The 22,911-nt window shown below is 63.9% G+C and carries 18 protein-coding genes; 14 read left to right on the forward strand and 4 right to left on the reverse strand.

Going from position 1 to position 22,911, the window contains the following annotated elements; all coding sequences use genetic code 11:
- The first annotated feature begins 224 nt into the window (after positions 1-224).
- The 3 genes from ACU8YE_RS01105 (at position 225) to ACU8YE_RS01115 (ending at position 4,726) form a co-directional block, all read left to right on the forward strand.
- Positions 225-1,340 carry a purine-nucleoside phosphorylase gene (locus ACU8YE_RS01105; RefSeq protein ID WP_446927936.1) on the forward strand — a complete coding sequence of 372 codons (1,116 nt, stop codon included), beginning with the start codon at positions 225-227 and terminating at the stop codon, positions 1,338-1,340.
- Positions 1,337-2,377 carry a purine-nucleoside phosphorylase gene (locus ACU8YE_RS01110; RefSeq protein ID WP_440475613.1) on the forward strand — a complete coding sequence of 347 codons (1,041 nt, stop codon included), beginning with the start codon at positions 1,337-1,339 and terminating at the stop codon, positions 2,375-2,377. The genes ACU8YE_RS01105 and ACU8YE_RS01110 overlap by 4 nt, the downstream gene beginning before the upstream one ends.
- Before the next feature lie 240 nt (positions 2,378-2,617).
- The gene (locus ACU8YE_RS01115) at positions 2,618-4,726 is read left to right on the forward strand and encodes a TonB-dependent siderophore receptor (RefSeq protein ID WP_446927937.1); all 2,109 of its coding nucleotides are present in this window, start codon (positions 2,618-2,620) and stop codon (positions 4,724-4,726) included.
- Between the two features lie 6 nt (positions 4,727-4,732).
- Here ACU8YE_RS01115 and ACU8YE_RS01120 read toward each other — a convergent pair whose 3' ends face one another.
- The 3 genes from ACU8YE_RS01120 to ACU8YE_RS01130 form a co-directional block, all read right to left on the reverse strand.
- Positions 4,733-5,491 (reverse strand): slipin family protein, encoded by a 759-nt coding sequence (locus ACU8YE_RS01120; protein ID WP_446927938.1) that lies wholly within the window; start codon positions 5,489-5,491, stop codon positions 4,733-4,735.
- 11 nt (positions 5,492-5,502) lie between these two features.
- Entirely contained in the window at positions 5,503-6,897 is a 1,395-nt protein-coding gene (locus ACU8YE_RS01125; RefSeq protein ID WP_433866645.1) for an NfeD family protein, read from the reverse strand.
- A 73-nt stretch (positions 6,898-6,970) separates the two neighbouring features.
- Complete coding sequence (locus tag ACU8YE_RS01130) at positions 6,971-7,879, reverse strand: LysR family transcriptional regulator (protein WP_446927939.1); 909 nt, start codon at positions 7,877-7,879, stop codon at positions 6,971-6,973.
- 102 nt (positions 7,880-7,981) lie between these two features.
- Between ACU8YE_RS01130 and ACU8YE_RS01135 the strand changes: the two genes are divergently transcribed.
- The 6 genes from ACU8YE_RS01135 (at position 7,982) to ACU8YE_RS01160 (ending at position 12,249) form a co-directional block, all read left to right on the forward strand.
- On the forward strand, positions 7,982-9,196 hold the full coding sequence (locus ACU8YE_RS01135; RefSeq protein WP_446927940.1) for a YbfB/YjiJ family MFS transporter: 1,215 nt from the start codon (positions 7,982-7,984) through the stop codon (positions 9,194-9,196).
- Between the two features lie 75 nt (positions 9,197-9,271).
- Positions 9,272-10,057, forward strand: a complete 786-nt coding sequence (locus ACU8YE_RS01140) for a class II aldolase/adducin family protein (protein ID WP_343620229.1) — start codon at positions 9,272-9,274, stop codon at positions 10,055-10,057.
- 55 nt (positions 10,058-10,112) lie between these two features.
- Positions 10,113-10,301: a 4-oxalocrotonate tautomerase gene (locus tag ACU8YE_RS01145; RefSeq protein ID WP_004629375.1), complete on the forward strand. Its 189-nt coding sequence runs from the start codon at positions 10,113-10,115 to the stop codon at positions 10,299-10,301.
- 30 nt (positions 10,302-10,331) lie between these two features.
- A complete protein-coding gene (locus ACU8YE_RS01150) occupies positions 10,332-11,378 on the forward strand; it encodes a threonine aldolase family protein (protein WP_446927941.1) in 1,047 nt (348 codons plus the stop codon).
- Positions 11,379-11,392: 14 nt separating this feature from the next.
- Positions 11,393-11,974: an NUDIX domain-containing protein gene (locus ACU8YE_RS01155; protein ID WP_446927942.1), complete on the forward strand. Its 582-nt coding sequence runs from the start codon at positions 11,393-11,395 to the stop codon at positions 11,972-11,974.
- Between the two features lie 47 nt (positions 11,975-12,021).
- Positions 12,022-12,249 carry a sulfurtransferase TusA family protein gene (locus ACU8YE_RS01160; protein ID WP_024976289.1) on the forward strand — a complete coding sequence of 76 codons (228 nt, stop codon included), beginning with the start codon at positions 12,022-12,024 and terminating at the stop codon, positions 12,247-12,249.
- A gap of 94 nt (positions 12,250-12,343) precedes the next feature.
- Here the strand turns inward: ACU8YE_RS01160 and ACU8YE_RS01165 are convergent, their stop codons facing one another.
- Positions 12,344-12,976 carry a LysE family translocator gene (locus ACU8YE_RS01165; RefSeq protein WP_252693189.1) on the reverse strand — a complete coding sequence of 211 codons (633 nt, stop codon included), beginning with the start codon at positions 12,974-12,976 and terminating at the stop codon, positions 12,344-12,346.
- 285 nt (positions 12,977-13,261) lie between these two features.
- On the opposite strand from ACU8YE_RS01165, the gene ACU8YE_RS01170 reads away from it, so the two are divergent.
- The 5 genes from ACU8YE_RS01170 to ACU8YE_RS01190 all read left to right on the forward strand — a co-directional run bounded on the left by ACU8YE_RS01170 (position 13,262) and on the right by ACU8YE_RS01190 (position 22,829).
- Entirely contained in the window at positions 13,262-15,718 is a 2,457-nt protein-coding gene (locus ACU8YE_RS01170) for an ExeM/NucH family extracellular endonuclease (protein WP_446927943.1), read from the forward strand.
- Between the two features lie 189 nt (positions 15,719-15,907).
- A complete protein-coding gene (locus ACU8YE_RS01175; protein ID WP_446927944.1) occupies positions 15,908-18,361 on the forward strand; it encodes an ATP-binding protein in 2,454 nt (817 codons plus the stop codon).
- 334 nt (positions 18,362-18,695) lie between these two features.
- Positions 18,696-19,283, forward strand: a complete 588-nt coding sequence (locus tag ACU8YE_RS01180) for a fimbrial protein (protein WP_232042276.1) — start codon at positions 18,696-18,698, stop codon at positions 19,281-19,283.
- Between the two features lie 91 nt (positions 19,284-19,374).
- On the forward strand, positions 19,375-20,118 hold the full coding sequence (locus ACU8YE_RS01185) for a fimbrial biogenesis chaperone (protein WP_446927945.1): 744 nt from the start codon (positions 19,375-19,377) through the stop codon (positions 20,116-20,118).
- Positions 20,119-20,243: 125 nt separating this feature from the next.
- Positions 20,244-22,829: a fimbria/pilus outer membrane usher protein gene (locus ACU8YE_RS01190; protein ID WP_446927946.1), complete on the forward strand. Its 2,586-nt coding sequence runs from the start codon at positions 20,244-20,246 to the stop codon at positions 22,827-22,829.
- The last annotated feature ends 82 nt before the right edge of the window (positions 22,830-22,911 follow it).

The raw sequence follows: 22,911 nt of genomic DNA on the forward strand, positions 1-22,911 counted from the left end.
TTCCGTGCGCCGCGCACGCTTCGCAGACTTGTATAGGCCTGTTTGACAAGTCGGCTGGCAAACGCCTGCCGCTGGAGACAGGCCCCGCCATGGCCTATACCGGGAAAACGTTGCCGATTGTGTAGGGATTGTGTGCCGCTTGGCAGGCAACTTGCATCGGTTGCGCGCGCTGTTCCCCACAGCGCGGGTTGATCCCATTCCTATCCCCAAATCCGAGGAGAACCATGAGCGTCCTATCTGACAAGGTCGACGCCCCGCCACCGCAGCCGCCGCATCGGCTGCTCGGGCGCAAAGGCAAACGATTGGCGCGTGCCGTCGCGGTTGGCGCCTTGCTGGCGGTCGGCGTCGGTGCGTCGACACAACCGGTTGCGCAACTTGCGCCGGAGTCGCACGCGCGCAAGGTCAAGGTGCTGATCATCAGCATGTTCGCGCCCGAGGCGCAGCCGTGGATCGACAAGCTCGGCCTCACGCAGGACGTGCCGGTGCCGGGGCTGTCGATCGATTACCCGAACGTGCATTGCAACGCCAGCGACGTTTGCCAGCTCACCACGGGCATGGGCAAGGCGAATGCCGCATCGTCGGTATCGGCGCTGATCTACAGCGGCAAGTTCGATCTGCAGCGCACGTACTTCCTCGTGGCGGGCATTGCGGGGATTGATCCGTCGCAGGGCACGCTCGGCAGCGCCGCGTGGGCGCGCTTCCTGGTCGACAGCGACATCGCATGGGAGATTGATGCGCGCGAGGTGCCCGCCAGCTGGCCCAACGGCTTCATCGGCATCAATACGCAGGGCCCGGGGCAGAAGCCGCCGCTGGATTACAAGACCGAAGTGTTTCGCGTGAACGAGGCGCTGCTGCAGAAGGCGCTGGCGCTTTCCAAGGGCGCGGTGCTGGACGACAACGCCACCGCGCGGGCCTACCGCGCCAACTACCCGAGCGCACCCGCTAACCAGCCGCCCGCCGTCGTGCAATGCGACACCGCTGCCGGCAACACGTACTGGCACGGCGCCAAGCTGGGCGAGCGTGAAGCAGCCTGGGTCAAGCTGCTGACGGACGGGCAGGGCACCTACTGCACCACGCAGCAGGAAGACAACGCCACCTTCGAGGCGCTCACGCGCGGTGCGAAGGCAGGCATGCTCGATCTGCAACGCGTGGCTGTGCTGCGTACCGCGTCCAACTTCGATCGGCCGTATCCGGGGCAGACGCCGTATGACTCGCTGGTCAACAGCAACTCGGGCGGGTTCGTGCCGTCGCTCAACAACCTCTATCTGGCGGGCGGTCCGCTGGTCAACGAGATCGTCACGCGCTGGAGCGTGTGGAAACACGGAGTGCCCTCGCCATGATCGATTCCCGACTCAAGACACCCATGCGATCCGTCGCCAAGCTGTGCGCCGTGGGCTTGGCAGCGTTGACCTTGAACAGTTGCGCGTATGACGGGGTGAAAGTCATCGTCATCAACATGTTCCAGGGCGAGGCCCAACCCTTTATCGACCGCTACGACCTGAAGGAGAAGGTCTACATCTCCGGCCTGTCGCCCGACGCGCCGAACATGCTGTGCAACTACGACGGCATCTGCCAGGTCACCACGGGCATGGGCTATGCGAATGCCGCATCGACGATTTCCGCGCTGCTCTATCGCAGCAAGCTGGACCTTTCGCACACCTACTTTGTGATTGCCGGCATTGCGGGCATCGACCCGGGGCAGGGGACGGTGGGCTCGGCGGCGTGGGCGCGGTATGCGGTCGATTACGGCCTCTCGCATGAGATCGATGCGCGCGAGATGCCGGCCGGCTGGCCGTACGGCTACTTCGGCATCGGCACCAAGGGCCCCGGCGAGAAGCCGCCGCTGGACTACCGCACCGAGGTGTTCCAGCTCAACGAGACGCTGCTGCAGAAGGCGTACACGTTGTCGAAATCGGCGACGCTGGAAGACAGCCCCGAGGCCATCGCCTTCCGCAAGAACTACGCGTATGCGCCGGCCAACCAGCCGCCCGCCGTCATCCAGTGCGACGTGGCTTCCGCCGACACATGGTGGGCCGGCCGCAACCTGGGCCAGCGGGCGCGTGACTGGGTGAAGACGATGACCGACAACAAGGGCACCTACTGCACGACGGCGCAGGAAGACAACGCCACGCTGGAAGTGCTGACGCGCGGCGCCCGTGCCGGCAAGGTCGACTTCAGCCGCGTGGCACTGCTGCGCGCCGGGTCCGACTTCGACCGTCCGTACGACGGCCAAAGCGCCTCCGATGGGCTCATCAACTACGCGCAGCAGGGCGGCTTCGTGCCGGCCACGCATAACCTCGTCAACGCGGCCAAGCCGTTGCTGGACGAGATCGTGCAGCACTGGCCCCAGTGGAAACAGGGGGTGCCGGCGAATTAACAGTTGCTGACATCACATTTCAATCTGTATAATGCGAATCATTCTCATTTGATGGGTGGCGACGGGCAACTTGCCTGACCGCTGGCCATCGCTTCTGCCGGGCGAGCCAGCGGGTTTCCACCTGCCAGCCAACGGATCGACGCGCCGCGTGAAGTTTTGCGGCGCGTTTTTTCATCCCCAACGCATGACTGCGTTGTCGCGCGTCTGGTTTTGCCACTTCTGATCGTCCCTTTGTCTGCGATGAACCGTCTTCTCGCGGCCCGCGCATTCTCCTGCGCGCTCGCCGCCATTCCTCTTGCCGTTTCCACGTTGGCCCATGCCGAAGAAAGCCAGCCCCGCGCAGATGCCGCCACGGTCGATCTGAATGAGACCACCGTCACGGCAGGCAGCCAGCGGGGTTTTGCAGCCAGCACGGCGGAGGTCGGAGCATTCCGCGGCATGGCGTTGCGCGATATTCCTGCGACCGTGAACGTGGTCACGCGCGAGGCGCTGGACGCGCAGCAAGACACGTCGCTGTACGACGCGCTGCGCAATACAGCCGGCGTGACGCGCCAGCAGCTCTCAGGCGAAACGTTCGACAACCTTGCCATCCGCGGCGTGACGCTGGAGAACCGCACCAATTTCCGCTTCAACGGCTCGATGCCGATTCCCGCGCTCACGGCAATGCCGCTTGAAGATAAGGAGCGCGTGGAGGTGCTCAAGGGCGTGTCGGCGCTGTATTACGGCTACACGACGCCAGGCGGCGTGGTGAACCTTGTTACGAAGCGCGCGGGCAACACGCCCGTCACCACGCTGGGCATGCAGTTCGACAGCAACGGCACCGCCGTCGGCACGCTCGACGTCGGGCGCCGCTTTGGTGAAGACAATCAATATGGCCTGCGCATCAACGCGGCGGGCGGCGCGCTGCAGTCGCCGACAAGCGGCATTGACGGTACGCGCCAGCTTGCCGCCGTGGCCTTCGACTGGAAGGTCAACAGCCGGCTGAGCTTGAAAGCCGACGTGGAATATTCGCGCAAGGTCATCACCGAACAGTCGATGGTGACGCTGCCCGCTGCCAAAAACGGCGTCATCACGTTGCCTGCCATGCCCGACCCGAGCAAACGCATTGCGCCGGGCTGGGCCGACTTTGATGGCAACAACACCAACGCGCTGCTGCGTGCGGACTATGCGCTCGCCGATGCGTGGCTGCTGACGGTGGAAGGCGGCTTGTCGGAGACGGCGCGCACGCGGGCGTTTTCGGAATTCAAGCTGACCAACGCGCTGACGGGCGCCGGCACGCTGTCCGGCCAGCGCCAGAGCGGCCGCTGGAATACGAGCCACGTGCGGGCCGATATCTCGGGCACCGAGAAAACGGGCGGGGTGACGCATGACCTGACCTTCGGCATTGCGCGGTCCGACATGCGCCAGGCAGCCGTGTATTCGGACCGCTTCTCAGGTGCGCAGAATCTGTACAACCCGGTCGACCTCGGCTGGTTGCCGACCACCGGCACGGGTTTCACAGCAGAGCAACGCGCCGTGGATACGGGCGTCTACGCGCTGGATCGCATGACGCTGTCGCAGCACTGGCAGGTGATCGCCGGCCTGCGCTACACGCGCTACACCAGCGAGCAGGCGCCCAACCGCTACGAGGCCAGCAAGACCACGCCGCTGGGGGCCGTCATCTACAAGTTCACGCCGGCGCTCTCGGCGTATGCGTCGTACGCGCAAGGGCTGGAAGCCGGCGCGCGGGCACCGAACACGGCCGCCAACGCCAATGTGGCCATGCCGCCGGCGCTGTCCGAACAGAAGGAAGTGGGCGTGCGCTACGAAACGCCGGCCGGCACGCAGCTTGCCGCTGCCGTGTACGACATCGACCGGGCAGCGAGCTACACCAACGACGCAAACGTCTTCGTGCAAGATGGCCGCGAGCGGATTCGCGGTATCGAGCTGACCGCGCAGGGCCGCGTCACCAAGGACCTGTCACTGCTGGCTTCCGCCGGCTGGACGGACGCGAAGTTCCGTGGTGTCGGTAATGGCCTCGACGGGAAAACCCCGGAGAACACGCCGCGCAGCACCGCCAGCCTCTTTGCCGAATACACGTTGCCGGTGCTGCGTTCTGTCTCATTCAACGCGGGCGCGTACTACCTCGGCCCGCGCCCGGTGAACGATGCCAATCAAGCTGAACTGGGTGGCACCACGCTCTTCAGTGCAGGCGTGCGCTATGTGACACGCATCTCGGGCAAACGGGCAACGCTGCAATTCAATGTCGACAACCTGACCGACAAGCGCTACTGGGCGGGCGCCGGCAACAACCGTCTGTCGATGGGCGCACCGCGCCTCTTCAAGCTCGGCATGAAGATTGATCTGTGATGCGTGTCAGCCGCCCGCCGCTTTCTTCGCTGCGCCCAGCACTTCCATCGGCAGCGGAAAGACAATCGTCGAGCTTTTGTCGCCGGCGATCTGCGTGAGCGTCTGCAGGTAGCGCAACTGGATTGCCTCGGGCTGCTGGGCCAGCATCCGTGCGGCTTCGAGCAGCTTTTCCGATGCCTGCAACTCGCCTTCCGCGTGGATGACCTTGGCGCGGCGTTCGCGTTCGGCCTCGGCCTGGCGGGCGATGGCGCGGATCATCGATTCGTTCAGGTCGACGTGCTTGATCTCCACGTTCGCGATCTTGATGCCCCAAGGGTCGGTCTGGATGTCGAGCACCTTCTGGATGTCGAGATTGAGCTTTTCTCGCTCGGCCAGCATCTCGTCCAGCTCGTGCTTGCCCAGGATGGCGCGCAGTGTCGTCTGCGCGAGCTGGCTTGTCGCTTCAAGATAGTTGGCCACCTGGATGATGGCGCGCTCGGGGTCGACCACACGGAAATACACCACCGCGTTGACCTTGACCGACACGTTGTCGTGCGAGATCACATCTTGCGGCGGCACGTCCATCACCACCGTGCGCAAGTCCACGCGCACCATCTGCTGGATGGCCGGCACGATGAGCACCAGCCCCGGCCCCTTCACGCGCCAGAAGCGGCCGAGCAGGAACACCACGCCGCGCTCGTATTCGCGCAGCACCCGGAACGACGAGATGACCAGCAGCACGGCCAGGAAGATCAGGCCGCCCGCGCTGACGAAGCCGTAAAGCATTTTTCTTCTCCTTATGAGGACGCGGCGAGGGGGGCGACGGGTTCGACCATCAGTGTCAGCCCATGCCGGGCGATTACACGCACCTGATCGCCACGCGCGATGCCGCCGTCACAGCGCACGCGCCAGCGCTCGCCATGGATGCGCGCCCAGCCATCGCTATCGGCATCGGCGTCCGGTGTATCGACGTCCACCACTTCGCCTGTCATGCCGATGAGCGTATCGCCGCCGGTCACGATCGGCCGCCGTCGCGCACGCACCGCCAGGCTGGAGAGCGCTAGAACAACAGTCAGGCTCACGAAGGCCAGTCCGATGATGAGCGGAAGCGGCACGCCAAAGCCAGGCGTTTGCGTATCGATCAGCATCACCGCGCCCAGCACGAACGCAACGATACCGCCCACGCCGAGCGCGCCGAACGTCGGCAGGAATGCTTCAGCCACCATACAACCCAGGCCAAGTGCGATGAGGGCGAGCCCCGCGTAGTTGATCGGCAGCATCTGCAGCCCGTAAAGCGCCACCACGATGCACACCGCGCCGAGGATGCCGGGCACGACCATGCCCGGCGTCGAGAACTCGAAGATCAGTGCATACACGCCCACCGTCAGCAGCAACAGCGCCAGGCTTGGGTCGGTAATGACGCCGAGGAAGTGGTTGCGCCAGTCGGGCTCCAGCGTGACGATCGTGGCCTCGGCTGTACGCAGCGTGATCACGCCGGCGGACGTGCGCACCGCACGGCCGTCGACTTGCTTGAGCAGATCAGGCAGGCTTGCCGCAACAAGGTCAATCACGTGCTGGCTGGCGGCCTCGGGTGCGTCGAGGCTGACCGCTTCGCGAACAGCGCGCTCGGCCCACTCGGCATTGCGACCGCGCAGCTGGGCCAGGCCGCGAATGTACGCCGCGGCGTCGTGCATCTGCTTGCGGGCCAGGGTGTCTTCATTGCTGGACGAGGCGGCTGGCGCGCTGGCCGGCTTGGCGCCTTCGCCGGGGCTGGGGGCGTGGCCGCCCATGCCGATCGCCACGGGAGAAGCTGCACCCAGATTCGTAGCAGGCGCCATCGCGGCAACGTGGCAGGCGTAGAGGATGTAGGTGCCCGCGCTCGCTGCCCGCGCGCCGCCGGGGGCCACGTAGCCTGCAACCGGCACGGGCGACGCAAGGATGGCTTGAATGATCTGGCGCATCGACGCATCGAGGCCGCCGGGCGTATCCATTTGCAGCACAACGAGCTGCGCTCCTTGATCACGCGCCCGCTGCAGGCCGCGGATCACGTAGGCTGCGCTTGCCGGCCCGATGGCACCCGTTACAGGCAACACCACGACCGGCGCGGCTGCCGCGGCAAGGCTGGTCCACACCGCGGCGATGACCGCCGGCAACCATCCCATCCAATGCCGCATCCGCAACGACGGTCGCATCTGCGCCTCCGTCCGTGATTGCTGCGCTCTGCCCGATCAGGCCGGCGGCGCAGTCCCGATATCCGCTTTCAGTTTAGGCGGCAATGGCTTCGCGTGCGATTGCACTTGCCGTTGGTTGCGGCTCGCTCAGCACCTGCAAGAGCGCCTGCAGGGCGGGGCCAGCCATGTCGCGATGCCAGGCTAGCAGTGTGTCGACACGGCCTGGCTTGTCCAGCGCGTGGATGCTGATTTCCGGCGCATTCGTGTACAGCTCGAGCACCGAGCGCGGCACCAGCGCCACGCCGATCCCGGCCGCCGCGCACGCGATGATGGCGTGGTACGAGCCAAGCTCCAGTACCCGCGACGGCACTACGCCATCTGCTGCAAACCAGTCTTCGATCAATTGCCGATAGGCGCAGCCGGGTTCGAACGCGAGCATGCCGGCGGTCTGCACGTCGGCGGCGCGGCGGATTGGCGGATGGGCGCGGTGAGCAATCAGCACCAGCTCTTCCGCAAACGCCGGCAGCGTGGTCATGGCGGCACGCGTGTTGTTCAGGCATGCCGTTTCGGCAACGAACGCGCAGTCGACTTCAAAGTTCGACAGCGCCTGGAGGGACTGGCGCGTGGTCATTGTCACGAGTTCAAGCTGCACGCGCGGCCAGCGTTGATGCAGCGTTGCCAGCAGGGCAGGAAGGCGGCTGGCCGCCGTGCTTTCCATCGAGGCAATGCGCAGGCGCCCGTGCGGCTCCCGCGGCTGCACGGCCTGGCGCGCTTCGGCGGCCAGGCGGAGGATGTCGTCGGCGTAGGTCAGCAGGGTCTGCCCGGCGGGCGTCAGCACCATGCGCTTGCTTTCGCGCACAAATAGCTGCACGCCGAGCGAAGCCTCCAGCTGGCGGATGCGTGTCGTCACATTCGACTGCACGCGATTGAGCTGCTGGGCCGCTCGGGTGACACCACCTTCCCGCACCACCGTCCGGAAGATCTCGAGCGAGGACAGATCCATGATGTATCTCAAATGCTAATGGGTTTGTTCAATATAATTCATTTTTCAGGATGAACGGCCTTGCGTACGATGAAGTGCCGATTTCCTCATCCAGGCCTTCTCATGGAGCACATCCTGTCGTCTCCCTCAGCCTTGTCCGCCGCGCGTTCCGAGCGGGCCACCGCATGGCGCGTGGCGATTGCGGGCATGGTGGCGCTGTCCGTGGCGATGGGCATCGGCCGCTTCGCCTTCACGCCGATCCTGCCGATGATGCTTCACGACGGCAGCCTGACGCTGGCGCAGGGCAGCTGGCTGGCAACCGGCAACTACCTGGGCTATTTCGTTGGCGCGCTGGCCTGCATGGCCGTGCGCGGCGACGCGGCGCGGCTCATCCGCACCGGTCTGGTTGCGACGGTGCTGCTGACCGCCGGAATGGGCGTCCTGCAAGGGCAGCCTGCGTGGCTTCTGCTGCGCTTTGCGGCCGGCATGGCCAGCGCGCTGGTGTTTGTCTTTACGGCGGGCTGGTGCCTCCATCGACTGACCGAGCTGGGCCATGCGGCGCTCGGCGGCATCATTTTCTGCGGGCCGGGACTTGGCATCGCCATTCCGGGCTTGGCGGCCAGCGGCATGGTGGCGCTCGGCTGGCACGCAACGTCAGCATGGATTGCTTTTGGCGTGCTGTCGGCGCTGCTTTCGGCGGCGGTGTGGTCGACCATCCGGCCCGAAGCGCATGCGCATGCCGCTCCGGCGCGGGCTGCATCCGGCACGGCACCCGGGCTGGATGCGCCCACCAGCGCGCTGACGCTTGCCTATGGCTTGGCTGGCTTCGGTTACATCATCACCGCCACCTTCCTGCCGGTGATTGCGCGCAAGGTGCTGCCTGCGGGTTCGGTCTGGCCCGATCTGTTCTGGCCGATGTTCGGTGCGGGGGTGGCACTCGGGGCGTTTCTTTCCACCCGGATCAGCCTGGCGCGCGATAACCGGTCGCTGCTGGCCACGGCCTACGCCATGCAGGCGGTTGCCGTGACCATCAGCATTGTGTGGCCCACGGTGGCGGGGCTGGCGCTTTCCAGCACGCTGCTCGGCCTGCCGTTCACGGCGATCACGCTGTTTGCCATGCGCGAGGCGCGCCGGCTCTGGCCGCATGCCGTGCCGCGTCTGATGGGTCTGATGACTGCCGCGTACGGCATCGGCCAGATTGCGGGGCCGCCGCTGGCGAACCGGCTGTTTGCAGCCACGGGCGGCTTCAATGCATCGCTGGCGGTGGCAGCGGTGTCGCTGGTGGCGGGTGTGGCGACCTTTCTTGCGGTCAAGCGGGCGGCCCCGGCGCGTGCGTGATGCGCGGCATGTGACGGCGCGTACAACGCGGTCCGCGCGCCCGTTCTAGAATGCCTCCTCCATTGGAGGAGCCCCATGTCTTTTGCCTTGCGCCCCGATGCCGTTGTGCCCGGCGGCGAGATCAGCCAGGCCGAGCGGGCGGTGCGCGTCGATCTTGCCGCCGCGTATCGTCTGGCCGCGCTCAACGGTTGGGACGACCTCGTCTACACCCATTTGTCGGCCACCGTGCCGGGCGAGCCGGATCACTTCCTGATCAACGCGTTCGGCCTGGCGTTCGACGAGATCACCGCATCCAACCTCGTCAAGATCAATGGCCGCGGCCAGCTTGTCGGCGATTGGCCCGATGCAGCGACGCGTCCGTCCGTCAACGTAACGGGTTTTGCACTGCACGCCGCCGTGCATGCCGCGCGGCCCGACGCGCACTGCGTGATCCATCTGCACAACACGGCGGGCATTGCGGTGTCGGCGCAGAGGCGGGGGCTGCTGACGCTGTCTCAGCATGCGCTACGGTTTCACCGGCGCATCGCGTATCACGATTACGAAGGCCTTGCGTTCACGCCGGAAGAGGGCGCACGCCTGACCGCATCGCTGGGCAACCGTTTCGCCATGCTGCTGCGCAACCACGGCACGCTGACCATCGGCCGGACCGTGGCCGAGGCGCACGTGCTGATGGCCACGCTCATCAAGGCATGCGAGATTCAGATCCAGGCGCTGGCCGGCGGCGAGGTCGTCTCGCCCGCACCGGAAGTGGCAGATCGCGCGGCCGAACAGCTTGAAGATGGCGGCGCCATTGAAGGCGTGATCGAGTGGCCGGCGCTCTTGCGCAAACTGGATAAAATCGACGCCTCATATCGTGACTGACGCGACTGACCCAACCGACGCGACCGTCAAAGCGACTCACTTAACAGGAGACACCATGCCGACTTTCCACATTGAGATGTTCGAGGGCCGCAGCGTTGAGCAGAAGAGGAAGCTCGTCGAAGAAGTGACGCGTGTCACGTGCGAATCGCTGGGCTGCGCGCCGGGCGCCGTCGACATCATCATCACCGACATCAAGCGCGAAAACTGGGCCACCGGCGGCGTGCTGTGGTCCGAACAGAAGTAACTCTCTTCCACTTCCATTTGCCGGCCCGCCATGCAGCCCAAGCAGCATTTCGCCTCAGACAACTACGCGGGCTTCTGCCCAGAGTCTCTGAAGTATTTTCTGGAGGCCAACGGCAGCGGCCACGAGCCGGCCTATGGCGATGATTCGTGGACGCAGCGCGTGTGCGATCGCATCCGCGATCTGTTCGAGACCGATTGCGAAGTCTTCTTCGTCTTCAACGGCACGGCCGCCAATTCGCTGGCGCTGTCGTCGCTGTGCCAGTCGTATCACTCGGTGATCTGCCACGAGCTGGCACACATCGAGACGGATGAATGCGGCGGTCCGGAGTTCTTCTCCAACGGCTCCAAGCTGCTGACCGCCAAGGGCGAGAACGGCAAGCTCACGCTGGACGCGGTCGAGGCGCTCGTCACGCGGCGCTCCGATATTCACTATCCAAAGCCGAAGGTCGTTTCGCTGACGCAGTCGACGGAAGTCGGCACCGTCTACACCGTGGACGAGGTGCGCGCCATTGCCGCGATTGCCAAGCGTCGCCAATTGCGCGTGCACATGGACGGCGCGCGTTTTGCGAATGCGGTGGCGTCGCTCGGCGTGCATCCGTCCGAGATCACGTGGCGCGCCGGCGTGGATGTGCTCTGCTTTGGCGGCACGAAGAACGGTCTGCCGGTCGGCGAGGCGGTTGTCTTCTTCGATCGCCGCCTGGCAGAAGACTTCGCCTATCGCGTCAAGCAGGCGGGGCAGCTGGCGTCGAAGATGCGCTTCATCTCGGCGCCGTGGCTGGGTCTGCTCGAGAACGATGTGTGGCTGCGCAATGCGCGTCACGGCAACGCGATGGCGCAGCTGCTGCATGCGCGCATTGCCGATGTGCCGGGCGTGCGCATCATGTTCCCGACCGAATCGAACGCGGTGTTTGCCGAGTTGCCGGTGCCTGCCATCGAGGCGCTGCGCGCACGCGGCTGGCGCTTCTATACGTTCATTGGCGCCGGCGGCTGCCGCCTGATGTGCTCGTGGGATGTGCAACCCGAGACGGTGGAAGCCTTCGCCGCCGATATTCGCGCAGCCTGCGCGCAGGCCACTTAATCGATCTGACTGCCATGAGCTTCGACTACCGCTTTTGTCCGCAATGCGCCACGCCGCTCGTCGAGCAGCACAATGCCGGCCGCTTGCGCATCGCGTGCCCAGCGCAGGACTGCGGCTTCGTGCACTGGAACAATCCGCTGCCCGTGCTGGCGGCGGTTGTCGAATATCGCGGGCAGATGTTCCTGGCGCGCAACGCGTTGTGGCCGGAAGGCATGTTCGCGCTCGTCACGGGCTTTCTCGAACGCGACGAGACGCCGGAAGAGGGCATTGCCCGCGAGCTGAAGGAAGAGACGAATCTCGACGCACAATCGATCTCGCTGATCGGCGTGTATGAGTTCATCCGCAAGAACGAACTGATCATCGCGTACCACGTGGTGGCCGATGGTGAGATCGCGTTGTCGGAAGAGTTGGTCGAGTACCGCTTGAAGCCGTTTGAGAAAGTCCGCCCTTGGACGGCCGGCACCGGCTATGCCGTCGCGGATTTCCTGATGGCACGCGGCCTGCCTGTCAGCTATATCGACATCCGAACCGGCGAACCGGCCGAGCCGCCGCCGCGCCAGAGGCAGCCGACGCGGCTCGTTACAATCACGGAATAACTGATGCGAGCGGCACCGCGCCGCTTGCCCGTACCACTGAGGAAGACATGGAGTTTCAGAAGGAAATCGACGCACGCGGCCTGAATTGCCCGCTGCCCATTCTGCGCACGAAGAAGGCGCTTGCCGACATGCAAAGCGGCGATGTGCTCAAGATTCTTGCCACCGACCCCGGCGCCACGCGAGACTTCCAGGCATTCGCCAAGCAGACCGGCAACGAGCTGCTGGAGCACAGCGAGCAGGACAAGGTGTTCACGTTCTACATGCGCCGCCGCTGATCTGGCAGCGCGTTCAATGACAACGGGGCGATCCGGTTTGGCCGGATCGCCCCGTTGTCATTTGGCGGCGAATCGCTTCGCGAATTCGTGTGGCTTACTTGCGTGCTTCCATCGCCATGCGCAGCGCCAGGCTGGTCAGCACGGTACCCATCAGGTAGCGCTGCACTGACAACCAGCTCGGCTTGCGCGAGAGGAACGCTGCGATGCTGCCCGCTGTGGCGGCGATCATCGAATTGACGGTCACGCTCACGCAGATCTGCGTGACTCCGAGGCAGACCGACTGCACCAGCACGCTGCCGTGCGCAGGCTCGATGAACTGCGGCAGCAATGACAGATACAGCACCGCCACTTTCGGATTGAGCATGCTGGTCAGCAAGCCCATCGTGTAGAGCTTGCGCGGGCTGTCCACCGGCAGTTCGCGCACCTGGAAGGGCGCCCGGCCGCCCGGTCGCACCGCCTGCCACGCGAGATACAGCAGATAGATCGCGCCACCAAAGCGCAGCGCATCGTAGGCAAACGGCACGGCCATCAGCAACGCTGTGATGCCGAAGGCGGCGCACAGCATGTAGAAGACGAAGCCCGTGGCAATGCCCGCCAGCGACACGAGCCCCGCGTTGCGCCCTTGGCAGATCGAGCGCGAGATCAGGTAGATCATGTTCGGGCCCGGCGTCAGCACCATGCCGAGCGCAACCAGGGCAAAGGTGAGCAGGTTGGTGAGGGTAGGCATGGCGGGCTCGATGTCAGCGGCAAGGATGAAGAGCTTGCAGGCTAGCACCCGTCGTCAATCGCCCGACAGGTACAGAAAAACACAAATTTCGGCAATTCTGTATCGGTCCCGGGTTGTAACGCACAGATGACGGCGACGCGTGTTTCATTTTTTGATGAGGGTAGCCGACAGGGCAGGGACGGCTTAGAGAATGCTGAACGATCGGTGGCCACATGCCATGCGTGCGTCATCGGCGTTGTTGAAGGTATGTCGACCCCATTTTTTGATCCCTCCATCCCCGTCCCCATGCATCTGCATTCCATCCTTTCCGCCATGTTTTTCATGGCGTTGCCGGCCCATGCCGAGTTGCTCATCAGCGAGTACGTCGAAGGCAGCTCGAACAACAAGGCCATCGAAATCTACAACCCGGACGGCGTGGAGGCCGATCTGTCGGTCTACAAGATCGAGCAGTACAACAATGGCGCCAGTACGCCCACCGCATCGTTTGTGCTCTCGGGCAAGCTGGCGCCGGGCGCCGTGCACGTGATGGCGCACAGCACGCTCGCCAGCGTGCTCGGCTCCCGCGTCAACCAGACGGCGGCGTTCTCCTTCAACGGCGACGATGCGCTGACGCTGACGCGTTCCGGCGTCGTTGTGGACCGCATCGGCCAGGTCGGCTATCAGCCGTCGTCAGGCTTCTGGGGTACGGCCAGCGCCGGCACGAAGGGCCACACGCTGCGCCGCAAAGGCGCGGTAAAGCAGGGTGATACGGCAGCGACGGCTGCTTTCGATCCGTCCGCGCAATGGGATGCGTTCAACGTCGACGACTTCTCCGACCTTGGTCTGTACAACGGGCAGGGCGCTGTCACGCTACCGCCTGCCGTTGCAATGTGCGGCGCACCGGTAACGCACCTTGCGGATGTGCAGGGCGCCGGGGCCACTTCGCCGCTGGCCGGCGGGAACGTCGAGATCGAAGCCGTCGTGACCGCCGACTACAGTGGCGCCACAGGCTTTAACGGCTTCTTCGTGCAGCAACCCGATGCACAGCGCCGTAGACTGCCGGGCGTGTCGGAAGGGTTGTTTGTCTACGCGCCGGGCGTCACCGCCCGCGCCGGTGATCTCGTGCATCTCGTCGGCAAGGTCGAGGAAAAGTACGGCCAGACGCAGTTGACGCTGGCCACCAACGGCATCGCCAGTTGTGCCAGCGGCAACAGCGTGACGCCAGTCGACGTGACACTGCCCGTGGGTGATGCCAGAGCGCTCTCGGCATATGAAGGGATGCTCGTGCGCCTGCCGCAGACGCTGACAGTGAGCGAAACCTACGAACTCGGACGCTACGGCAGTCTGCTGCTCAGCAACGGACGCCTACCGTTGCCTACCAACGTGGCTCGACCCGGAAACGCCGCCGCGGCGCAGGCTGCAAGCAACGTGCTGAACCGCATCGTGCTTGACGATGGTTCCAACCAGCAGAATCCTGCCAACGTGCGCTACCCGGCGCCGGACCTGTCTGCGGCGAACCCCGTGCGCGCCGGCTATACGGTGAGCGGTGTGCAGGGCGTGCTGGAAATGCGCTACAACGCCTGGCGCCTGCAGCCCGTGCCGGGTGCGGCTGCACCGGCTTTCAACGCGGCCACGAACCCGCGCGCCGGAGCACCTGCACGCCACGCGCAGGCGGATGTCCGAGTGGCCTCGTTCAACGTACTGAACTACTTCAACGGTAACGGCAAAGGCGCTGGTTTTGATGATCCAACCAACCGCGGCGCCAAGACACAGGCCGAGTTCGAGCGCCAGGAAGCCAAGATCGTCGCCGCCATCCGCGCCATCAATGCCGATGTGGTCGGCCTGATGGAAATCGAGAACGACGGCTACGGTGACCTCAGCGCCATCCGCCGCTTGACTACCCAGCTGGGCGCCGACTGGCGCTACGTCGATCCGGGTGTGCCGAAGCTCGGCAGTGACGCAATTACGGTGGCCATCCTTTACAACAGCCGCACCGTGGAGCCTGTGGGGGTGCCGGCCACGTTGGCCATCGACAACAAGAACCGCCAGCCGCTGGCGCGCAGCTTTCGAACCATCGGCGGCGCGCAGAACTTCACCGTGGTCGTCAATCACCTGAAGTCGAAGGGCTGCTCCGGCGCAACTGGTAAGGACGCCGACCAGGGCGATGGTCAGAGTTGCTGGAACCCCACCCGCGTGCGCGCTGCCGGCCTGATCGCCGACTGGCTGACGACCTCGCCGACCGGCGTGGCCGATGTCGGCAAGCTCCTCATCGGTGATCTCAACAGCTATGCCAAGGAAGATCCCGTTGCGCTCCTTGCCGACAAGGGCTATGCCGACATGGTGGCCAAGTTCATCGGCAAGGACGCTTACAGCTATGTGTATGGCGGCGAATCCGGCTACATCGACCATGCGCTTGCCACTTCAGGCCTTGCCGAGCACGTGCGCGCCGTGCACGAATGGCACATCAATGCCGATGAACCAGTCGCGCTGGAATATGCGTTCGCATACAAGAGCGCCGAGCAGCAACTGACGCTCTACGCGCCGGATGCGTACCGGTCTTCCGACCATGACCCGGTGCTGGTCGACTTCGCGCTGGATACACAGACCACAGGTGGCGGCACAAGTCCGGAAGGCGATGCGGCGGCGGGTGGGGCCACGGGCAGTCCAGGGGTGGGGGGTGCCGGTGCGGTGGATCCCATCCTTGGGCTCGCACTGGCGGCCGCTGCCGTAGCCCTGGCGCGGCGCCGCCCGTGTCTGGCTTGAGCGTCCGCGTTCTTCCTCGGGCGACGTGCTGCAGCTCCATCACCATTCGAATCGCATCCGTGTGTTTGCTGACCGTTCGACACGGCCTTAAGGCAGTTTCCGACCATCCGGTTCGGGACTGAATTAAGCTTGTGGACTGGCAGGTCGGCAATATCACGAACGCGACGTGCCGATGCAATCGATTCCGATATGGCGACTGGGGATGCTGTGAAGAATGTAGCGGCGATAGTGCGCACGCTGATCCTGGGTGCATGGCTGGCGCTGATGTCCGGGGGCGCCCACGCGGCCGCAACGTCGCTGTTCACGCCGGAAGAGCATGCCTGGATCGCCGCGCATCCGGTGGTGCGTACCTGCGTGAATGCACATTGGCGGCCATTCGAGTTTGTCGAAGGCGGCAAGGTGGTCGGCATCGTTCCGTCGTTCCTCGATGCGGTTTCGGAGCTGAGCGGGCTGCGCTTTGAATATGTCGATGGAGCGTGCTGGAAAGGCTCCATCGCAGCGTTGAAGTCCGGCAGCATCGACATGTTGCCCGACTGGAGCAAGAACTATGACACGGTGCCATACCGAGATGGCTTCATTGCGAGTACGCCGTACTACGTCGGCACAATCACAATCGTCACGGCCGAGCGTGAAAACCTGTTTGCCGGCTTCCCGCAGTTGGCCGGCAAGCGCATCGCAATCAAAGGCGGCGGCGGGCTCGAGCTTGCAATTCGCCACAGCGATGTACCCGTAACGTTGCTGACGTTTCAGGACGAGTCCGATGCGCTGGACGCCGTCGCAAATGACGAGGCGGACGCCGCCCTCGGGACTGACGCGTCGATCCTTCCGCAGTTGAATCGCCAGTTCAAGGGCCGACTGTTTCTCTCGGGCAGCATCTGGGACCGTCCATATGCGCTGACGATGGTCACGCGCGAAAACAATGCCGTGCTGGCGTCGATTCTCGATAAGTCGCTGACCGCAATTCCGGCATCCGATGCCGATGCCATCCGGCACCGCTGGCAAGAAACAACGGATTACGGCGCGCCGTCGCTTGCTTCGATCCTGCATTACCGCTGGCGGCAGGTCGCCCTTGTCGGCGGTGTTGTGCTGGCGTTCGCGGTGCTGGCGTACGTGCTGTGGCGCGCGCGCGTCGCCGCCGTACGCAGTGAGCGCGACAAGGCCATGTTCCTCGCGTTCATCAGCCACGAAATCCGCACACCCATGCACACCATTCTTGCGTCGCTGGAGTTGTTGCAGCGATCACGGCTGACTGGCGAGCAGGCAAACCGTGCGAATGCAGCGGTCTCGGCATCGGAAACCCTCCTGGCGCTGCTCGACGATGTTCTCGAATACTCGCGCCTCGAATCGCGCAGTGTGACACTCGTGCCTCGGTCAACCGAGATCGGGCCGTGGGCCGAGCAGACGCTCGACATGGTGCGTTGGCGTTCGGAAGAAAAAAAACTGGCGTTGTCCCTCGATCTTGCATGCGCCCGCGATTTCAGCGTAGAGATCGACCCCATGCGCGTGCGGCAGATCGTCCTGAACCTGTTGGTAAATGCGATCAAGTTCACCGCGGTTGGCAAGGTGGTTCTGCGCGTCGATTACCTGCCGCGCAAGCGTCATGGCAATGGCACGCTCGTACTCGAGGTCAGAGATACGGGCATGGGCATTCCCGCGGAGCGCCAGCGGAACATCTTCGAGCCTTACGCACGTGTGGAAAGCCCGGGTAATCGCGGCGCGAGCGGCAGTGGGCTCGGCTTGTCGATCTGCCGCGAACTGGTCGATCTGATGAGCGGCGTGATCACCGTCAGCAGCAGCCCCGAGGTCGGCACGGTATTCACTGTCATGTTGCCGGTGCGCGAGTCGCACCCGGAGTCCGCATCGCAGGGTGCACCGGCAGACTCGTCGGCCGGCGCGCAAGCGACATCTCTGCGTCGGCCCCACAAGCCGTTGATGCCGGAATCGAAGGATGGACCGCTAATCCTGGTCGTCGACGATCACGAGGCGGTGCAGCACGCGATCCAGCATCAGCTTGATGCGCTGGCTTGTCGCTCGGCCATTGCTGGTACGGGCGAAGCGGCGCTCGAACAGTTTGTGTCGACAGCGTTTGACATGGTGCTGCTCGACTGCAATCTGCCAGGCATCGACGGCTATACCGTTGCGCAGCGCATGCGCGAGATCGAACACCAGCGCGGCGCCGAGCGGACCCCGATCGTGGCCATTTCTGCCGCAGCTGACGATGCGCATCGCATGCGCTGTTTCGACAGCGGCATGGACGGTGTCCTCGGCAAGCCGCTGCGTCTGGCCGCATTGCGTGAGCTGATCGAACTTTGGTGTGGCCATGGCGATTCCCACTCCCACACGGTGCCGACGGAGCATGAGGTGGCGCCGACGGCGGACGTACTGGCAATCTATCGACAGACCATGAAAACCGACCTTGAGATGCTTGCCCAAGGCGTCGCACTTCGGAAGATCGACCAGGCACGTCGAGCGGCGCATCGCATTTCCGGCGCCGCCGCCGTTGTGGACGACCTGCAAACGCGTCAGGCGGCAAGCGAGTTGGAGCGGCATCTGTCGCAGGCGTCCAGTGACATCACCGCAGACGCGCACGCGCTTCTGGCGCAGCTTCAATCGCTCCACCCGACAGACGGCGCCGACACCTGAGCCTGCCCGCCCGAGCGAGCCTCGCTCCGATCCTACATCCCCACATATGCGTTGTGCGCCTCGCCTGAGGCGACACGGAGCCTCGTGCTGCTCCGACTTCTTGGTTCTACAGCGCACCTAGCGAGCCGCCGCGTTCGCAGCGAGAAAGCCTTCGCGCCCGATTGGCGTAAGGCGACGTGCCCGCAAAAGCACGAATCCCGACCGCTTTTTCAGAACAGTCTGATATGGCGCAGCCGCCACGCTTGGAATACTTGCGCCTGCCTTCTTCGATAGGCATTTGTTCTCGACCAAATCCAGCACGTTCGTGCCGCGGATTCAATCTAAGGGTAAGTCAATGAAAGCAAAACTGTTCCTGGCTGGCGTCGCCATGTCTACGCTGTCGGCCGCCGCAATGGCCCAAACGACGCCTACGTCGGTGGATGGCGTCATCAATTTCCAAGGCACGATCCTGAGCGACACCTGCAAGGTGTCCTCGCTCGCCGGCGATGCAGGCACCATCAACGTCGACATGGGCACCATTGCTGCCGATGACATCGGTACGCTGACCGCACCGAAGAACCTCGCCAACGGCGCTGGCTCGGCCAACATTGACGTGGTCTGCAAGACGGGCGCCAAGGTCAGCATGAAGTTCGCCGGCAAGACGGCTGAGCTGAGCGCAGACAAGAAGACGCTGCGCGTGAACAACGGCAACACCGCCGCAGGCTTCGCACAAGGCGTGAGCATTGCCGTGTACGAAGGTACGGGCGCCGGCGCAAACGCGTTCGACCTGAGCAATGGCGATCTGCTGGCGCAGACCACGGTGCCGTCGACCGGTGGCGCAGTCAACGTGCGCTTCGCCGCAGCCTATGTGGCTGCAGACCCGACGAAGATCAAGCCGGGTGTTGCAAACGCCAGCCTGCCGTTCACGCTCACCTACGAGTAAGCGTAAGACAAGCGCCAGCCAACACGGCTGGCTTCAATCGGCAGCGGTCATTACGCCGCTGCCGTCTATTTCTTCACAGGCTATTCCGGATATGAAAGCAAAACGATGCGCCGTTGGCGCGGCGTTGGCGTGCGCGTTGGCTGCGTCCGCGAGTCACGCCAGCATTTCCCTCAGCACCACGCGGCTGATCTTTGACGGCAAGAACAAGGAAACCTCCGTGGTCGTCAACAACGACGGTGGCGATGCATTGATCCAGGCGTGGCTTGATCCGCTTGATGAAGGCGCACACGGTCAACTGCCGTTTGCCATCACCCCGCCGCTGGCCAAGTTGGCTGCAAAGCAGCAGCAAATGCTGCGGGTGCTGTACGAAGGGGTGGGTATGCCGGCAGATCGTGAGTCGGCCTTCTGGTTGAATGTACAAGAGGTTCCGCAGACAGCCCACAACGACAACGTATTGCAACTGGCTGTCCGCCAGCGCATCAAGGTGTTCTATCGGCCGGCTGGTTTGAACGCGGACCCCCAGAAGGCTCCGGCCAGCCTGCAATGGCAACTCAACCAGGATGGGGGCAAGGCGATGCTGCGTTTGAGCAACCCGAGTCTCTACAACGTGACCGTGGTGGATGCAAAGGTACACAGCGGCAGCGCAGAAGAACCCGTCATCGACGCGAAGATGGTTGCCCCCGGCGCCACGGTGGCGTTGCCCGTGAAGTTGCCGGCCAGTACCGCCGTGCCGGAGCTGCGCTACGACGTCATCAATGACTATGGCGGCCGCCAAAGCTACCGCGTCACCTTGCACGGCAGTCAGCCGAGCACGCCGGTTTCCACCGGCAACTGACCGAGCCGGCTGCCAGCCGGTTCGATTGCGCCAGCCCGCCCGGGCTGGATAAGCCCGCGCCAACCGTAGCGGAGCTTGCCTATGTGACAGCCCCCCGATTCACCAAGCCAGAAGCGAGCATTGCGATGTCTACCCGCCAGACGACCAAAGCGGTCTCCATAAGGACCAATGGAAAAGCGGCTGCTGCACGCCCGAGCGCAACGCCGCTCTACCTGGCCGTGTGTCTCGCGATGATGAACAGCGCGCGGGCCGCCGAAGGGGAGACGCTCGTTGCGCAGGCAGATCCAATGCTGCTCGCGTACAACACGAGCTTTTTGCACGGCCAAGGGCGCCCGGCGGACCTGAGCGCCGTGCTCAGTTCCGGCAGCAGCGTGCCGCCTGGCACCTATCGGGTCGAGGTTGAAGTCAACGGCAATCTGGTGGGCCGCCGTGATATCGACTTTTATCAGGACAGTGAAAAAACGCAGCTCCGCCCATGCCTGACAGCCAAGATGCTGCACGACTTCGGCGTCAATCTGAGCAGCGTGACCCCGCCGCTGGACATCAATAGCCAGGCGTGCCTTGATCTGCCAAACGTGATGGATCAGGCCTCAGTCGATTTCGACGCCGGCCGACTGCAGCTGAATCTGAGCATTCCGCAGGCATTTCTCTCGCGTGCAGCACGTGGCTACGTGGACCCTGCTCTGTGGGACGAAGGCGTAACAGCTGGCTACGTCAATTACCAGTTCAGCGGCAACTACGGCCACACTCGAATTGGTCGCGACAGCAGCAGCTATTTCATTGGCCTGCAGAACGGCGTGAATATTGGCCGTTGGCGACTGAGAAACGAGTCCACGGTCAGTGGAAGCAACAGCGGCCAGACCCGCTTCAAGAGCAACCGCACGCTGGTGCAGCGCGACGTCGATGCCATCAAGGGCCAATTGAGTCTCGGCGAGCAGTACTCCGATTCAACGTTGTTCGACAGCGTGCGGTTTCGCGGCGTCCAAGTCGGCTCCGACGATGCCATGCTGCCCGACAGCGAGCGTGGTTACGCGCCGGTGGTGCGCGGACAAGCCGCTACCAATGCGGTGGTCGAGGTACGTCAGAGTGGCTATGTCCTCTATCGGGCCAATGTCCCGCCTGGCCCATTCCAACTCACCGATATTTTCCCGTCCGGCTCCAACGGCGATCTTGAGATCACCGTGATCGAAGCCGACGGCAGCAGGCGCGTCACGCACCAGGCGTTTTCAAGCCTGCCGTTGATGCTGCGCAAAGGGCGGCTCAAGTACAACTTTGCCGCCGGTAAATACGATGGCGAGCAGGGCCCGTCGCCCAATCTTGTCAGCGGTTCGCTCGTCTATGGACTGACTGATAACAGCACGGTAGCTGGGGGCCTGCAGGTATCAAAGGACTTCCAGGCAGTGAACGTGGGTGTCGGCACCAACACACCCATTGGCGCGCTTTCCGTCGATGTGACCCAATCCACCAGCCGGGTGCGCGGTAAGCGGGACACCGGGCAGAGTGTGCGGGTTCTGTACGCCAAGACATTTACCAGCACTAACACTAACTTCACGCTTGCTGCCTATCGGTATTCGACGTCCGGTTACCGCACCTTCAACGATCACGTCAATGATCTCAGTAGCACCGCAAGCAATGGTTGGGTCAACGGCCTCGGCTTTCAGTCCGGGCGCAGTCGCTCACGTATTGACCTGACGACCAGCCAGGACCTGGGTGGCGTGGACCGCCGATACGGCAGCGTTTACCTGAACGTCAGCCAGCAGACCTACTGGAACCAGCCCGGGTCGAGCCGCAGTCTTAGTGTGGGTTATGGCAACAACTGGAAACAGTTGAGCTACAACCTCAGCCTGAGCCAGACGAAGGACACCCGGTTTAGCGGAAACGGCAACAGCACGCAAATCATGCTGACTATGTCGATTCCGCTGGGTGGCAAGCTGCGTTCGGGCCGTGCGTATACCAATATCAGTAACAGTAACAACGGCGGTACCAACGTCCAGAGCGGTCTGAGCGGCTTTGTCAACGAGAAAACCTCGTATGCCATGCAGGCCGGTTACACCGGCAGTGGACGCGGCGCTACCGGGGGGGCGAGCATCACCCGAGACACCGACATGGGGCAGCTCAACGCCAACGTGAACGTTGCACGCGACTACCAGTCGACTAGCGTTGGCGCCACGGGCTCTGTGGTGGTCCATCGCGGCGGCGTCAACTTGAGCCGCACCGTGGGAGATACCTTCGCGCTGATGAAGGTGGAAGGGCTCAAGGGCGTGGACGTGAAGACCGATGCTGGCACCTCGGTCGGCCGCAACGGGTACGCAGTGATCACCTATGCGCAGCCGTATCGCCTGAATGCACTGAGCCCCGAGACGCATAACCTGGGTGCGGATGTGGAACTGGAGGACACCGTCAAGCAGGTGGTGCCGCGCCGCGGCGCGATCGTGCAGGCGACCTTCAAGGGTTACAGCGGCCAGCGCGCCCAGTTCGCACTCCAGCAGGCGAATGGGACGCCGGTGCCTTTTGGCGCGAGCGTGGAAGACGCACAAACCGGCAGGCACCTCGGCATCGCAGATCCGAACGGGAATGCATTTGTGCTGCTCAATCAGGAACAGGGCACCTTGTCGGTGAAGTGGAAAGACAACCAGTGTCAGGCGCCATATGCGTTGCGCCAGGCTGAACCCGGACGGAACTACCAGAGGCAGACGCTGCGCTGCCGATGAGGTCGGGCAGGCGTAACGTCATCGGTCTTGACGATCTTCAGTTGCCACCGCTGCCGGCCTCGACACTAAGTGCCGCAATTAA

It is taken from the genome of Ralstonia sp. VS2407, from assembly GCF_052950655.1.

Coding starts and splice junctions, on each gene's coding strand:
- ACU8YE_RS01120 (WP_446927938.1), bottom strand. CDS start 5,491: ATGCTTTACGGCTTCGTCAGCGCGGGCGGCCTGATCTTCCTGGCCGTG.
- ACU8YE_RS01190 (WP_446927946.1), top strand. CDS start 20,244: ATGTCTACCCGCCAGACGACCAAAGCGGTCTCCATAAGGACCAATGGA.
- ACU8YE_RS01140 (WP_343620229.1), top strand. CDS start 9,272: ATGTCTTTTGCCTTGCGCCCCGATGCCGTTGTGCCCGGCGGCGAGATC.
- ACU8YE_RS01115 (WP_446927937.1), top strand. CDS start 2,618: ATGAACCGTCTTCTCGCGGCCCGCGCATTCTCCTGCGCGCTCGCCGCC.
- ACU8YE_RS01130 (WP_446927939.1), bottom strand. CDS start 7,879: ATGGATCTGTCCTCGCTCGAGATCTTCCGGACGGTGGTGCGGGAAGGT.
- ACU8YE_RS01125 (WP_433866645.1), bottom strand. CDS start 6,897: ATGCGACCGTCGTTGCGGATGCGGCATTGGATGGGATGGTTGCCGGCG.
- ACU8YE_RS01135 (WP_446927940.1), top strand. CDS start 7,982: ATGGAGCACATCCTGTCGTCTCCCTCAGCCTTGTCCGCCGCGCGTTCC.
- ACU8YE_RS01165 (WP_252693189.1), bottom strand. CDS start 12,976: ATGCCTACCCTCACCAACCTGCTCACCTTTGCCCTGGTTGCGCTCGGC.
- ACU8YE_RS01145 (WP_004629375.1), top strand. CDS start 10,113: ATGCCGACTTTCCACATTGAGATGTTCGAGGGCCGCAGCGTTGAGCAG.
- ACU8YE_RS01105 (WP_446927936.1), top strand. CDS start 225: ATGAGCGTCCTATCTGACAAGGTCGACGCCCCGCCACCGCAGCCGCCG.
- ACU8YE_RS01185 (WP_446927945.1), top strand. CDS start 19,375: ATGAAAGCAAAACGATGCGCCGTTGGCGCGGCGTTGGCGTGCGCGTTG.
- ACU8YE_RS01180 (WP_232042276.1), top strand. CDS start 18,696: ATGAAAGCAAAACTGTTCCTGGCTGGCGTCGCCATGTCTACGCTGTCG.
- ACU8YE_RS01160 (WP_024976289.1), top strand. CDS start 12,022: ATGGAGTTTCAGAAGGAAATCGACGCACGCGGCCTGAATTGCCCGCTG.
- ACU8YE_RS01155 (WP_446927942.1), top strand. CDS start 11,393: ATGAGCTTCGACTACCGCTTTTGTCCGCAATGCGCCACGCCGCTCGTC.
- ACU8YE_RS01150 (WP_446927941.1), top strand. CDS start 10,332: ATGCAGCCCAAGCAGCATTTCGCCTCAGACAACTACGCGGGCTTCTGC.
- ACU8YE_RS01170 (WP_446927943.1), top strand. CDS start 13,262: ATGCATCTGCATTCCATCCTTTCCGCCATGTTTTTCATGGCGTTGCCG.
- ACU8YE_RS01110 (WP_440475613.1), top strand. CDS start 1,337: ATGATCGATTCCCGACTCAAGACACCCATGCGATCCGTCGCCAAGCTG.
- ACU8YE_RS01175 (WP_446927944.1), top strand. CDS start 15,908: ATGGCGACTGGGGATGCTGTGAAGAATGTAGCGGCGATAGTGCGCACG.